The 12,858-nt window shown below is 72.5% G+C and carries 13 protein-coding genes; 6 read left to right on the top strand and 7 right to left on the bottom strand.

Going from position 1 to position 12,858, the window contains the following annotated elements; all coding sequences use genetic code 11:
- Together RIF89_RS05575 and RIF89_RS05570 are read right to left on the bottom strand one after the other, a co-directional pair.
- A partial coding sequence (locus tag RIF89_RS05575) for a response regulator (RefSeq protein ID WP_309068149.1) occupies nt 1-249 on the bottom strand: 249 nt, incomplete at its 3' end.
- Entirely contained in the window at nt 246-1,970 is a 1,725-nt protein-coding gene (locus RIF89_RS05570; RefSeq protein WP_309068148.1) for a sensor histidine kinase, read from the bottom strand. The genes RIF89_RS05570 and RIF89_RS05575, both read right to left, overlap by 4 nt.
- A gap of 173 nt (nt 1,971-2,143) precedes the next feature.
- On the opposite strand from RIF89_RS05570, the gene RIF89_RS05565 reads away from it, so the two are divergent.
- Nucleotides 2,144-3,541, top strand: a complete 1,398-nt coding sequence (locus RIF89_RS05565) for a cation:dicarboxylate symporter family transporter (protein WP_309068147.1) — start codon at nt 2,144-2,146, stop codon at nt 3,539-3,541.
- A gap of 195 nt (nt 3,542-3,736) precedes the next feature.
- Here RIF89_RS05565 and RIF89_RS05560 read toward each other — a convergent pair whose 3' ends face one another.
- The gene (locus RIF89_RS05560; protein WP_309068146.1) at nt 3,737-4,366 is read right to left on the bottom strand and encodes a 2-phosphosulfolactate phosphatase; all 630 of its coding nucleotides are present in this window, start codon (nt 4,364-4,366) and stop codon (nt 3,737-3,739) included.
- A gap of 69 nt (nt 4,367-4,435) precedes the next feature.
- Between RIF89_RS05560 and RIF89_RS05555 the strand changes: the two genes are divergently transcribed.
- Together RIF89_RS05555 and RIF89_RS05550 are read left to right on the top strand one after the other, a co-directional pair.
- A complete protein-coding gene (locus RIF89_RS05555) occupies nt 4,436-4,954 on the top strand; it encodes a hypothetical protein (RefSeq protein ID WP_309068145.1) in 519 nt (172 codons plus the stop codon).
- Nucleotides 4,947-5,507: a GNAT family N-acetyltransferase gene (locus tag RIF89_RS05550; protein ID WP_309068144.1), complete on the top strand. Its 561-nt coding sequence runs from the start codon at nt 4,947-4,949 to the stop codon at nt 5,505-5,507. The genes RIF89_RS05555 and RIF89_RS05550 overlap by 8 nt, the downstream gene beginning before the upstream one ends.
- Nucleotides 5,508-5,556: 49 nt before the next feature.
- Here RIF89_RS05550 and RIF89_RS05545 read toward each other — a convergent pair whose 3' ends face one another.
- Nucleotides 5,557-7,068, bottom strand: coding sequence for an ABC transporter permease (locus tag RIF89_RS05545; protein ID WP_309068143.1), 1,512 nt, complete (start codon nt 7,066-7,068; stop codon nt 5,557-5,559).
- A complete protein-coding gene (locus tag RIF89_RS05540; RefSeq protein ID WP_309068142.1) occupies nt 7,065-7,847 on the bottom strand; it encodes an ABC transporter ATP-binding protein in 783 nt (260 codons plus the stop codon). The genes RIF89_RS05545 and RIF89_RS05540 overlap by 4 nt, the downstream gene beginning before the upstream one ends.
- 177 nt (nt 7,848-8,024) lie before the next feature.
- Here RIF89_RS05540 and RIF89_RS05535 point away from each other — a divergent pair, with 177 nt between their 5' ends.
- Nucleotides 8,025-8,480 (top strand): Fur family transcriptional regulator, encoded by a 456-nt coding sequence (locus tag RIF89_RS05535; protein WP_309068141.1) that lies wholly within the window; start codon nt 8,025-8,027, stop codon nt 8,478-8,480.
- Between the two features lie 39 nt (nt 8,481-8,519).
- On the top strand, nt 8,520-10,754 hold the full coding sequence (gene katG, locus RIF89_RS05530; RefSeq protein ID WP_375294435.1) for a catalase/peroxidase HPI: 2,235 nt from the start codon (nt 8,520-8,522) through the stop codon (nt 10,752-10,754).
- A gap of 22 nt (nt 10,755-10,776) precedes the next feature.
- Here the strand turns inward: katG and RIF89_RS05525 are convergent, their stop codons facing one another.
- A complete protein-coding gene (locus RIF89_RS05525) occupies nt 10,777-11,700 on the bottom strand; it encodes an EamA family transporter (RefSeq protein WP_309068140.1) in 924 nt (307 codons plus the stop codon).
- 72 nt (nt 11,701-11,772) lie between these two features.
- Between RIF89_RS05525 and RIF89_RS05520 the strand changes: the two genes are divergently transcribed.
- Nucleotides 11,773-12,663 carry a LysR family transcriptional regulator gene (locus tag RIF89_RS05520; RefSeq protein ID WP_309068139.1) on the top strand — a complete coding sequence of 297 codons (891 nt, stop codon included), beginning with the start codon at nt 11,773-11,775 and terminating at the stop codon, nt 12,661-12,663.
- An 81-nt stretch (nt 12,664-12,744) separates the two neighbouring features.
- On the opposite strand, the gene RIF89_RS05515 is transcribed toward RIF89_RS05520, so the two are convergent.
- Nucleotides 12,745-12,858, bottom strand: a 114-nt coding sequence (locus RIF89_RS05515) for a LuxR C-terminal-related transcriptional regulator (RefSeq protein ID WP_309068150.1), incomplete at its 5' end; no start/stop codon positions are given.

The raw sequence follows: 12,858 nt of genomic DNA, 5'->3' as shown, positions 1-12,858 counted from the left end.
CACGTCGACCGCGAGTCCGGATGCGCGCAGCTCGCGACACAGGTCGAGCCCGTGGCCGTCGGGGAGGTTCAGGTCGAGCAGCAGCAGGTGGATCCGCTCGCCGCGCGCGACCGCGTCGCGCAGCTCACGGCGCGCGGCGCTCGCGGTGTGCGCCACGCCGACGACCTCGAACCCGTCGACGCGGCGCAGGTACTCGGCGTGCGCGACCGCCGTGCGCGGATCGTCCTCGACCACCAGCGCCCGGATCATCCCGCGACCTCCACCGGCGCCGGCAGGATCGCCGTGAACACCGCGCCGCCGCCGGGTGCCTCCGACACCTCGACCGTGCCGCCCAGGCCCTCGACCACCTGGCGGACGAGCGTGAGCCCGTAGCCGTGCGCCTGCGACCCGGCGCCCTTCGTCGAGAATCCGCGGCGGAACACGCGCTCGCGGTCCTCCGGCGGGATCCCGTCGCCCGAGTCGGTGACCTGGAACACCAGCGATCCGTCGTCGGTCGACGCCAGGTACACCTCCACCCACGCGTCCGTATCGCCGGTGCGAGCCGCGCGGGCGGCCGCCGCGTCTGTCGCGTTGTCGATCAGGTTGCCGAGGATCGTCACGACATCGGCCGGCTGCAGTCCCTGCGTCCCCGGCGCGAGATGCGTCTCGAAGTGCATCTCGACCGCCCGCTCGTGCGCCTGCGCGGCCTTGCCGAGCATGAGCGCGGCGATCACGGGCTCATCCACCGCGTGCAGCACGCGATCGGCCAGGCGCTGCCCGAGGTCGCGCTCGGACGCCGCGAACTTCAGCGCCTCGTCCGCGCGCCCCAGCTCGATCAGCGTCGCGATCGTGTGCAGCCGGTTGTCGAACTCGTGGGCCTGCGCCCGCAGGGCGTCGGAGATCGTGTGCACGCTCGACAGCTCGCCCGTGATCCGCCGCAGCTCCGTGCGATCGCGCAGGGTTAGGATGAGCGCCCGCCGGCCGGTCAGCCCTCCCCCGGTCGACTCGGTGTCCTCGCGCGCGAGCAGGAGGTCGCGCCCGTTGATCCGCTCGACGCCGACGAGGTCGTCGGAGGCGAGCAGCGCCCGCACCTGCTCGGGGAGCCACGGCTCGTCCACCGCGAACGGCGCCGGACGGTCGATCCCGAGCATGCGCACGGCCTGATCGTTCGCGAGCACGACGCGGCGCGGCCCGTCGGGACGCTGCTCGATGAGCAGCAGGCCCTCCTCGAGCGAGTGCAGCACGGCCTCGTGCGCCGCGAACAGGCGCGCGAGCTCGTCGGCGTCGCGCCCGTCGGTGACCCGATCGAGGCGGCGGAACAGCCCGAACGCGGCGAGCGCGCCGAGGCCCAGCACGACCGCCGTGAACGCCCCCACGATCTGCAGCCGGGTCATGATCGACGCGGTCACGCTCTGCAGTGTCACGCCCGCCGAGACGAGGCCGACGACCTCGCCGCTCACCCGGACGGGCGTCACGGCGCGCATGGACGGCCCGAGCGTGCCCTCGTACACCTCCGTGAACGTCCCGCCCGCGAGCGCCGGCGCGATCGTTCCGAGGAACGCGCCTCCGATCCGCTCGGGATCCGCATGCGTGTAGCGCGTGCGATCCGTGTCCATGATCGTGACGTAGTCGACGTCCGTCGCCCGCAGGATGCCCTCGACGTACGGCTGGAGGAGGGCGGAGGCGCGCGCGACGGAGCCGTCACGATCCGAGGCCGCCTCTTCGTGCGCCCGCGCGACGGCCTGCACGACCGTCGGATCGATCGCGAGCGTCGTGGCGAGATCCGTGCTGACCTCGGCCGCACGGTCATGCGCCGACATGTGCGCGTCCCACGCGAGGCCCACGAAGACGACTGCCACGCCCGCGAACAGCACGAGACCCAGCTCCACGAGGAACCGCCGCGCGATGCTGCGCCGGCGCTCCCGGATGGGGCGCGCGTCGCCCGCTGTGCGGGCATCCGCGGCCGCCCGAGGCGCTTCCTCGCGTCGCATGCCCTCCATTGTCGCGGGCGGCGGCGCCGACGAGTCACCCCGCGGAGAGAACACTATGCACGCAAGTGCCGGCGGCCCCGGCGGCGCGGACAGGATCGTGACGCACATCGACGGCGCTGTGCGCTCCGCCTCCCTCGAGACGCGAGCGGGCGCCCCGGCCAAAGGAGACCTTCATGGCGACGACGCCATACGCACCCGGAAAGCCCGCGCGCACGCGCGGCCTCGACAAGCAGCACTGGCTCTACATCGCGGTGATCATCGCGGTGATCGCGGGCATCATCGTGGGACTCGCGGCGCCCGAGTTCGGCGCCTCGCTCGCCTGGATCGGCAAGGGCTTCGTCGCGCTGATCAAGATGATGATCGCGCCGGTGATCTTCTGCACCATCGTGCTCGGGATCGGATCCATCGCCAAGGCCGCAACGGTCGGCAAGGTCGGCGGACTGGCGCTCGGCTACTTCCTCGTGATGTCGACGTTCGCGCTCGTGATCGGCCTCGTGGTCGGCAACCTCCTGCACCCGGGTGAGGGCCTGCGGATCCCGAACTCGGGCTACGAGGTGGAGGGCGAGGCGGAGACCACGACCGACTTCATCCTGGGGATCATCCCGACCACGCTGTTCTCGCCGCTCGTCGGCGACTCGGTCCTGCAGGTGCTGTTCGTCGCGCTGCTCGTCGGCTTCGCGATCCAGCAGCTCGGATCGCGCGGCGAGCCCATCCTGGACGGCGTGCGTGCCGTGCAGACGGTCGTGTTCCGCGTGCTGACGATGGTGCTGTGGGTCGCCCCCATCGGCGCGTTCGGCGCCATCGCTGGCGTCGTCGGCGAGACCGGCTGGGGCGCGGTCGTGTCGCTCGCGACGCTGATGATCGGCTTCTACGTCACGTGCATCCTGTTTATCGGCGTCGTGCTGGCGGCCGTGCTGTGGTTCGCCGCGCGGATCAACATTTTCTCGCTCATGAAGTACCTGGGACGCGAGTACCTGCTGATCGTCAGCACGTCCTCGAGCGAGTCGGCGCTGCCCCGCCTGATCGCGAAGATGGAGCACGTCGGCGTCTCCAAGCCGGTCGCGGGCATCACGGTGCCGACCGGCTACTCGTTCAACCTCGACGGCACCGCGATCTACCTCACGATGGCTTCGCTGTTCATCGCGACCGTGATGGGGACGCCGCTGACGATCCCCGAGCAGATCGGCCTGCTCGTGTTCATGATCATCGCCTCGAAGGGCGCCGCGGGCGTCACGGGTGCGGGGCTCGCGACGCTGGCGGGTGGCCTGCAGACGTACCGCCCGGATCTCGTCGACGGCATCGGCATGATCACCGGCATCGACCGCTTCATGTCCGAGGCCCGCGCTCTGACGAACTTCACGGGCAACGCGGTGGCCGCCGTGGTGATCGGGGCCTGGACGAAGGAGTTCGACCGTGATCGCGCGCTGGACGTGCTGCGCGGCGACCTGCCGTTCGACGAGCGCACGATGACCGGCGACGGACACGCATCCGAGCTGCCGCAGCTTCCGGAGGACGGCCAGGGCCCGTCGCCGATCTCGGCCACGATCCCGACCAGCGCCGGGCGACGCTGACCGATCCGACGCGAGGGGACCGACGCCACCGTCCGGGGCGTCGGTCCCCTTGCTTCTTCCGGCTCTTCGCTCAGCCGCCGGCGTCGGATCGCGGAAAGGAGCGGCGCGAGCACGCTCGCGCGGTTCGGCTCATGCACTCGCCGCACCAGGGCGTGGCGACGGGCGGGCCGGCGGGCGGGGCCGGCCGAGGGCGCGTCAGAGCCGCACGAACACGCCCTCGCGCAGCACGGGGACGACGTCGAGGTCATCGACCTTCGCGGCGGCGTGCACCTGCGCGAGGCGCCCGGGGTCGCCCTCCAGCTCACGGCCCGATCCGCTCGACGTGAGCAGGTGCTTGACGGCCCGGCGCAGCGCGTTGAACGCCTCGGCGGCGGCCACCGCCTCGGGCGAGGAGTGGTCGATGCCGAGCGGCGTGAGGGCGTCGATGATCGCCCCCGCGCCGAGGTGGTCCTCGACCGCGAAGCGGATGTCGCCGTCGGGCGTGCGCTCGCCGCCCGCGATGATCGCGATGCTGGTGCGCTGCTGGCGCCGCTCCTGCTCGGCCTTGATCGCGCGCGCGACCGCGGACGCGTTGCGCAGCGCGCCCGCCAGGATCAGCGGCTGTCCGGGAGCCTCGGCGAGCGCGCGCGAGATCGCGCCGCCGTTCGGGCACGGGGAGTCGGCGACAGGGACGGAGCCGCCCTGCGCCACCTCCGCGGCGACGTTCGACGAGAACCGGATGACGTCGGCGACGACGTACACGTCGGCCGGCGCGAGGCGGCGCAGCCCCTCGACGCCCCATTCGAGGCGGACCTGGTAGGTGGACTGATCGAACGCGGAGCTCACCCGTTCAGCGTAGGACGACACCCGACCCGTCCCGCGCGGGGCCGCGTCATCCGATGCAATAGTGGCGGCATGCGGATCCTGCAGAAGTTCGAGCTCGAGGTCGACGCCGACGCCGCATGGCGCGCGCTGCATTCGCCGGCCGTGATGTCGGAGCTGTACGGACCGCTGCTGCACGTCGACTCCATGGCCACCGGCGGGATGCCGCTGCGCTGGGAGGACGGCGCGGATGCGCCCGTGCGGTACAGCTCGTTCGGCCTGGGGCTGGGCGCCCACCTGATGTCGGTGCACGACCGGTACCGCGTCGACGCGCACGGGGACGTGCGCATCCTGCGCGACTGCGGCATCCCGCTCACCGGCCCGCTCGCGACCCTGGACGTGTGGGATCACCAGATGGCCGTGTCGCCGATGCCGGGCGATCCCACCCGCACCCTGTGGCGCGAGCGGCTGGTGATCCGCGGGCTCTCCGCTCCCGTGCTGTGGGCGCCGCTGTGGGCTCTGTGGCAGTGGCGCTCCGCGCGCCTGCGCCGGCTGGCGCCGTCGTGGGCGTTCGACCCGGCGTCGAGCGAGGGGGCCTCGGCGGATGACTGAGGCCGCGCCCGCCGAGGGCTTCGACGCGCCGGCGGCTCCCACAACCGCCCCGGAGGCGCGACCCATCCGGATCCGGCGGGCCGTGCCGGACGACGCGGACCTGCTCAGCGAGGTGCACGTGCGGACGTGGCAGCTCGCGTACGCCGAGCTGATCCCGCAGGCGGTGCTGGACTCGCTCGACATCATGGCGCGCGCCGCGCGCTGGCGCACGACGCTCGAGAACCCCAAGGCCACGGGGCGGACCTGGGTGGCGCTGGAGGGCGACGAGCTGATCGGCTTCAGCTCCTCGGGGCCCGCGCGCGGGGAGGACCCGCCGTGGCCGCTCGAGCTGTGGGCGCTGTACGTGCACCCGCGGCGGCACGGATCGGCTGCCGGCGCGCTGCTCGCGGACGCCGCGATCGGCGACCTGCCCGCCTTCCTGTGGGTGCTGGACGGGAACGCCCGCGCCATCCGCTTCTACGAGAAGATCGGCTTCCGCCTGGACGGCGCCACCAAGGTCGAGCGCCACGGCGGTGTCGAGCTGCACGAGCTGCGGATGGTGCGGGGGATCTAGAGACCACTGCGCGCCGAGCCCCCGACAGGCCCGGCGCGCAGGGAGGCGCTCAGTCCGCGAGCGCCTCGACCGGCACCACGCGGGTGGCCAGACGGGTGGGGGCCACGGCGGCGACGAGCGTGAGCACGGCGGCCGCGGCGACCACGGCCCCGATCGTCAGCCACGGGATCGCCGGCGTGACGATGAAGGCGGACAGGCCCATCTGCAGCGGGACGGCGCCCAGCACCGACTGCGCACCGGCCCAGCCGTACGCGATGCCGAGCGCGAGGCCGAACACCACCGACGTGAGCGTGATGTGGGTGGCCTCGAGCAGCACCATGCGCCGGATCTGCACGTTCGACAGACCGAGCGCCCGCAGCAGGCCGAGCTCGCGGCGGCGCTGCACGACGCCGATCGTGAGCAGGTTGACGAGGCCGACGGCCGCGATCACGGCGGACACCCCGACGAGCACCATCATCACGAGCGCGAAGTTGTCGAGCACGGCCATGCGCTCCTGCGGATACCCCGACTGCTCGGCGCTCGTGATCATCAGCTGCTGCGCCGTCTCCGCCGCGACCGCGAACATGGTCACGAGCGTGACGCCGACGACCACGCCGATGCCCATGCGGCTCGACCGCTCGGGGTAGCGCAGCGCGTTCTCCGCCGCGAGGCGCGCGACGGCGGATCCGCCGAACATCCGGCCGGTGATCCGCAGCAGCGGCGGCATGATCGCCGTGGATCCGATCACGAGACCGGTGAAGGACAGCAGCCCGCCGACGAACGCGGGCAGCACGCCGAGCGGGTTCGCCATGCCGATCATGACGCCGAGGCCGAGCAGGGCGGCGCCCAGACCGATCAGGATCAGCGACGTCACGCTGCGCGCGGGGCGGGCGAACTCGTCGTGCTGACGCTCGACGGATCCGCCGATCGCCTGCAGCGGCGTGACGGTCAGGACGCGGCGGGAACCCGCCCACGCCGCGGCCCACGTCGTGAGCACGACGATGGCGGCGGGGACCAGCAGCGATGCCTGCGCGACGTCGTACGGCACGTCGCCGACGAAGCGACGTCCGAGCGCGATGCCGGCCGCGGCGATCCCGATGCCGACGATGAGGCCGATCGCGGCGCCGATCGCGCCGACGACGAGGCCCTGCGTCGCGACCTCGGCCCGCTGCGAGCGCGAGGTCGCGCCGATGAGCCGCATCAGCGCGATCCGGCGCGTGCGACCGGCGACGATGGTCGAGAACGTGTTCGCCGTCACGATCGCGGCGACGTACAGCGCGAGCAGCAGCAGGATGCCGCCGAGGATCGAGATGACGGCCAGCGCGAGAGCCGAGTCGCCCATGTAGGGGTCGGCCGCGATCAGCGCGCCGATGAACCCGGTGGCGCTGAGCAGCAGCACGCCGAACGCGCTGGAGAGAGCCGCGACGAGGATCGACGCGCCCATGCCGCGTTCGCGCAGGAACGCCAGGCGTGAGATCCACGGGGCGGTGCCGGACGTGTCCGGGACGGTGGTGGCGAGCGCCGAGCGCGGCGCGGTCGCGGCGGTCGCGCGCTCGCGCTCGTCGACGACCTGGCGCGTCATGCCGTCACCGCCGCGGAGGTCGCGGGCGCGTCCGCCGCGAGCATGTGGGCCGAGATCTGCTCGGCGGTCTGGCGGGGCTTGTCGGCGGCGATCCGGCCGTCGGCGAGGAACAGCACGCGGTCCGCGTGACTCGCGGCGATCGGGTCGTGCGTGACCATCGCGATCGACTGGCCGTGGTCGCGGCTGGCGGCCGCCAGCAGGGCGAGCACCTCGCGGCCGGTTCGGGAGTCGAGGTTGCCCGTCGGCTCGTCGGCGAACACGAGGTCGGGCGCCGTGGCGAGTGCCCGGGCGATCGCGACGCGCTGCTGCTGACCGCCGCTGAGCTCGTGCGGGCGGTGCGCGAGCCGCGAGCCCAGGCCGAGTGAGTCGACGAGGCCGTCGATGCGCGCACGCTCGCGCGCGTCGGGCGTGCGGCCGTCGAGGTCGAAGGGGAGCAGGATGTTGCCGCGCACGTCGAGGGTCGGCACCAGGTTGAACGCCTGGAACACGAAGCCCACACGGCGGCGGCGCAGCAGCGTCAGCTCGGTGTCGCGCAGACCCGTGATGTCGGTGTCGCCGATCCAGGCGCGGCCCGCGGTGGGGGCGTCGAGGCCGGCCATGATGTGCATCAGGGTCGACTTGCCCGAGCCGCTCGGGCCCATGATCGCGGTGAACTGGCCGCGGCGGATGCCGACCGTGACGTCGTCGAGCGCGCGCACGGCGCCGTCGCCTGATCCGTACGTCTTGGTGAGGTTCTGGACGCGGGCGGCGAGGCCCATGTCGGTGGTCGTGATCTCCATGCCACCGACGCTACGGATCGGGACGGGTCGCCCTCATCGCCCGCGCGACGCATCCGCGTACATCGCAAGGATGATCCGGATCACCGCGCGACGCGCCGACGAAGCGGCCGGTTGGACGAAGACGGACCCGCCTGACTAGGTTTGAATCATTCAAGTCTTTGAACCGATCGGATCTCCGTGACCTCCCACCATGAGGCCAGCGCGTCGCACGCCGAGCAGGCGCTGCGCGCCGCGGCGCTGCGCGTGACGAGCCCGCGCGTCGCCACGCTCGAGGCCGTGCACCGTCACGCGCACGCCGACACCGACACGGTGATCCGGGCCGTGCGCGAGCAGCTGCCCGCCGTCTCGCACCAGGCCGTGTACGACTCGCTGCACGCCCTGACCGAGGCGGGGCTCGTCCGGCGCATCCAGCCGCACGGCCTCGTGGCGCGCTACGAGTCGCGCGTGGGCGACAACCACCACCATCTCGTGTGTCGCTCGTGCGACCTGATCGTCGACGTCGCCTGCCAGCACGGCGCGGCGCCCTGCATGATGCCGGCCGATCCGCGCGGCTTCGCGATCGACGAGGCCGAGCTCATCTTCTGGGGCCTGTGCCCCGACTGCCAGGCCGCCGCGCAGCCGGCCGGCTCCTGATTCCCCCCTCCCGATCCCCTTCCCGCACGAAAGGCGAACATGACCGAGAGCACCGGCTCCTGCCCCTTCGGGTACGACAGCCCTGCCGGCTCCCCGCAGCCCGCAGCCGTCGACAGCGAACCCGCCCTGCCCGGCACCGGGCCGTCCGTCCAGGACGTCCCCGGCAAGCGCGTCCACCCCACGATGGGGTCGGCGAACACCGAGTGGTGGCCGAACAAGCTGAACCTGAAGATCCTCGCGAAGAACCCCGCGGTCGCCAACCCGCTGGGTGAGGACTTCGACTACACCGCCGCGTTCAACAGCCTCGACCTCGCCGCGGTGAAGGCCGACCTGGCGGCCGTGATGACCGAGTCGAAGGACTGGTGGCCGGCGGACTTCGGCCACTACGGGCCGTTCATGATCCGCATGGCGTGGCACGCGGCCGGCACCTACCGCTCGCACGACGGCCGCGGTGGCGGCGGCGCGGGCCAGCAGCGCTTCGCCCCGCTGAACTCGTGGCCCGACAACGGCAACCTCGACAAGGCGCGTCGCCTGCTGTGGCCCGTGAAGAAGAAGTACGGCCAGAAGATCTCGTGGGCCGACCTGATGATCCTCGCCGGCAACGTCGCGCTCGAGACCATGGGCTTCCCGACCTTCGGCTTCGCCGGTGGCCGCCCCGACGTGTGGGAGGCCGACGACGACGTGTACTGGGGCCCTGAGAAGGTCTGGCTCGACGACGAGCGCTACACGGGTGACCGTGAGCTCGAGGCGCCGCTCGCCGCGGTGCAGATGGGTCTGATCTACGTCAACCCCGAGGGCCCGAACGGCAACCCCGACCCGCTCGCCTCGGCGCGCGACATCCGAGAGACGTTCCGCCGCATGGGCATGAACGACGAGGAGACCGTCGCGCTGATCGCCGGCGGCCACACGTTCGGCAAGACGCACGGCGCCCACAAGGACGACCTGCTCGGCCCCGATCCGGAGGCCGCGCCGCTCGAGGAGCAGGGCTTCGGCTGGAAGAACGGCTACGGCACCGGCAACGGCGAGGACACCGTCACGTCGGGCCTCGAGGTCACCTGGACGTACCACCCGACGCGCTGGGACAACGAGTTCTTCCACATCCTGTATGCGTACGAGTGGGAGCTCATGGAGTCGCCGGCCGGCGCCCACCAGTGGCGGCCGAAGGACGGCGCGGGCGCCGACATGGTGCCGATGTCGCACTCCGACGACAAGCGCGAGCCGCGCATGCTCACGAGCGACCTGGCCCTGCGCTTCGACCCGTCATACGACGCGATCTCGCGCCGCTTCAAGGACGACCAGGCCGCGTTCAGCGACGCGTTCGCCCGCGCCTGGTTCAAGCTGACCCACCGCGACATGGGCCCCAAGGCCCGCTACCTCGGCCCCGAGGTCCCGGCCGAGGATCTCATCTGGCAGGACCCGCTGCCCGCCCCGAGCGCCGCGACCGACGAGGCCGCGATCGCCAAGGCGAAGCAGCTCATCGCCGGTTCCGGCCTCACGGTGCCGCAGCTGGTGTCGACCGCGTGGAAGGCGGCGGCGACGTTCCGCTCGTCCGACAAGCGCGGCGGCGCGAACGGCGGACGCATCCGCCTCGAGCCGCAGGTGAGCTGGAGCGTGAACCGGCCGGAGCAGCTGAAGCCCGTGATCGCCCACCTCGAGACGGTCGCGGCAGAGTCGGGCCTGTCGTTCGCGGACGTCGTGGTGCTCGCCGGTGGCGTGGGCATCGAGCAGGCGGCCAAGGCCGCGGGTGTCGAGGTGCAGGTGCCGTTCACGCCGGGTCGCGTCGACGCGACGCAGGAGCAGACCGACGTCGAGCAGTTCGCCTGGCTGGAGCCGGTCGCCGATGGCTTCCGCAACTACGACAGCGGCTACCTGAAGCTGCCGAGCGAGTACCTGTTCCTCGACCGCGCGAACCACCTCGGCGTCTCGGCGCCGCAGGCGACCGTGCTGGTCGGCGGCCTGCGCGTGCTGGGCAACAACTGGGACGGCTCGAACCTCGGCGTCTTCACCGACAAGCCGGGCGTGCTCACGAACGACTACTTCGTGAACCTGCTCGAGCTCGGCATCCAGTGGACGCCGTCCGACGACCGCCAGACCTTCACGTCGAACACGGGCCTGGAGGCCTCGCGCGTCGACCTGGTCTTCGGCGCCAACAGCGAGCTGCGCGCGCTGGCCGAGGTCTACGCCGCGGACGACGCCAAGGAGAAGTTCGTGAAGGACTTCGTCGCCGCCTGGGTCAAGGTCATGGAGAACGACCGCTTCGATCTGAAGAAGTAGTCCCTCGGATCCGATGCCGCTCTCACCGCGAGGTGGGGGCGGCATCGGCGTTCGCGGTCAGCGAGTGGTCGCGCGGACGTCGTCCTGCTCCGCGGCGCGCGCCGAGGCTCGCGACGACCACCCCGGCCACGAGCAGCGTGCCGCCGCCGAGCTCCGCGGCGTTCGGGGTCTCCCCCAGCACGATCCACGCGGACAGCATCCCCACCACGGGCACGAGCAGGATCCACGGCGCGACGGACGACGCCGGGTTGCGCGCGAGCAGGCCGTTGTAGATCCCGTAGCCGACCAGCGTCGCGGCGACCACCGTGTACGCGGTCGACAGCCCCGCCTCCCAGCCGAACGCCGCGATCCCGCGCGCGACGGCATCCGGTCCGTCGATCAGCAGCGCCAGCGCGAGCGCCGGCACCGGCACCACGAGCCCCGACCAGACCGTCATGGCGAGGCCGCCCTGCGCCTTCGCCGCACGCGCGATCACGTTGCCCACGGCCCACGACAGGGCCGCCGCCAGGCACAGGGCGAGCGCGGCGAGCGGCACGTGCCCGCCGCGCCCCGCGCCCACGATCGCGAGCCCGACGCACCCGAGCGCGACGCCGGCGACCTGGGCGGGCGTCGGCCGCTCGCGCAGCACGCCGGCCGCGATCACGATCGTCAGCACGACCTGGGCCTGCAGGACGAGCGATGCGAGCCCCGCCGGCATCCCGGCGGCCATACTCGCGTACAGGAAGCCGAACTGGCCGAGCGCCATGAACGCTCCGACGCCCGCGACCTTGCCCCATGCCACCCGCGGGCGGGGCACGAACCAGATCGCGATCAGCACGACGGCCGCGAACCGCGCCGCGAGGAACAGCAGCGGCGGCACGTCGCCCATCCCGAGGTCGATCGCGACGAAGTTCAGGCCCCAGATCACGGCGACGAGGGCGGCGAGGAGGGCATCGCGACGAGACATGCTCCCAGCGTCGCGGCCGGGAACATGCAGCACCAGCGAATGTTCCTGCACATGATTCGGTAGCGTCGCTGCATGATCGATCTCGACGCCCTCGCGGCGCTGCGCGCCGTGGCCACGGCCGGCACCGTGAGCTCCGCCGCCGACGCGCTGGGGTTCACGCCGAGCGCCGTGTCGCAGCAGATCAAGCGGCTCGAGCGGCAGACCGGCGTGCCCCTCCTGGAGCGCGTGGGGCGCGGCGTGATGCTGACCGACCATGGCCGATACCTCGTGGATGAGGGCGAGCGGCTGCTCGCCGACATCGAGCACGTGCAGGCCGGTCTGCGCCGGCGCGCGGGCACGGTCGCCGGCACCGTGCGGCTCGCGGCGTTCTCCACCGCCATGCGCGGGCTCGTCGGACCGCGCGCCCGCGGGCTGCGCGAGGCGCATCCGGATCTCACGCTCGCGCTGACCGAGCGCGAGCCGTGGGACACGGTCGATCTCGTCGCATCCGGGCAGTCCGACATCGGCATCGTCCACACGTGGGGCGACGTGCCGATCGAGATCCCCGACCACGTCGTCGCCACCACCGTCGCGCACGACGTGGCCGACGTCATCGTGCATCGGGATCATCCGCTCGCCGGTCGCGCGAGCGTGACGCCGCGGGATCTCGTCGACGAAGGCTGGATCGCCACACCCGAGGGCTCGATCTGCCGACAGTGGCTCGGGCGGATGTACGACGGCACCGGACGGCGACCGCGGATCGCGCATGTCGCCATGGAGTTCGACAGCCACCTCGCGCTCGCCCGCGCGGGGCTGGGCATCGCGCTCGTGCCGCGGCTCGGCCGGGCGGCGCTCGGCGGCGACCTGTCCGCCGTCGCCGTGCGCGACCCCGAGCCGACGCGCGAGATCATCGCGCTCCACCGGCGCTCCATGGCGCCGTCTCCCGCGATCGCCGCCGTGCTCGAGTCGCTGCGATCGGTGTGAAGCCGCCGCTCGGGTCGGGCGCGGCGGTCGGCTGACGCGGCGCTGCCGGCTCAGGCGCGGCGGTGGCGGGCGCCGCTCGGCTCAGGCGAGGCCGTGCTCGAACGCGAACACGACGAGCTGCACACGGTCGCGCAGCGCGAGCTTGGTGAGGATGCGACTGATGTGCGTCTTGACCGTCGCCTCGCTGAGGAACTC

Origin of the sequence: Microbacterium sp. (genome assembly GCF_031178525.1) — a bacterium.
GTDB lineage: Bacteria > Actinomycetota > Actinomycetes > Actinomycetales > Microbacteriaceae > Microbacterium.
Note: the sequence above shows the minus strand (reverse complement) of the source record. Positions and strands in the feature narration are given on the sequence as shown.

What these genes read in the sequence shown, in the direction of transcription:
- RIF89_RS05545 (WP_309068143.1), bottom strand. Translation starts at nt 7,068, where the DNA reads ATGACGCGCCAGGTCGTCGACGAGCGCGAGCGCGCGACCGCCGCGACC.
- RIF89_RS05570 (WP_309068148.1), bottom strand. Translation starts at nt 1,970, where the DNA reads ATGCGACGCGAGGAAGCGCCTCGGGCGGCCGCGGATGCCCGCACAGCG.
- RIF89_RS05555 (WP_309068145.1), top strand. Translation starts at nt 4,436, where the DNA reads ATGCGGATCCTGCAGAAGTTCGAGCTCGAGGTCGACGCCGACGCCGCA.
- RIF89_RS05565 (WP_309068147.1), top strand. Translation starts at nt 2,144, where the DNA reads ATGGCGACGACGCCATACGCACCCGGAAAGCCCGCGCGCACGCGCGGC.
- RIF89_RS05525 (WP_309068140.1), bottom strand. Translation starts at nt 11,700, where the DNA reads ATGTCTCGTCGCGATGCCCTCCTCGCCGCCCTCGTCGCCGTGATCTGG.
- RIF89_RS05520 (WP_309068139.1), top strand. Translation starts at nt 11,773, where the DNA reads ATGATCGATCTCGACGCCCTCGCGGCGCTGCGCGCCGTGGCCACGGCC.
- RIF89_RS05540 (WP_309068142.1), bottom strand. Translation starts at nt 7,847, where the DNA reads ATGGAGATCACGACCACCGACATGGGCCTCGCCGCCCGCGTCCAGAAC.
- katG (WP_375294435.1), top strand. Translation starts at nt 8,520, where the DNA reads ATGACCGAGAGCACCGGCTCCTGCCCCTTCGGGTACGACAGCCCTGCC.
- RIF89_RS05550 (WP_309068144.1), top strand. Translation starts at nt 4,947, where the DNA reads ATGACTGAGGCCGCGCCCGCCGAGGGCTTCGACGCGCCGGCGGCTCCC.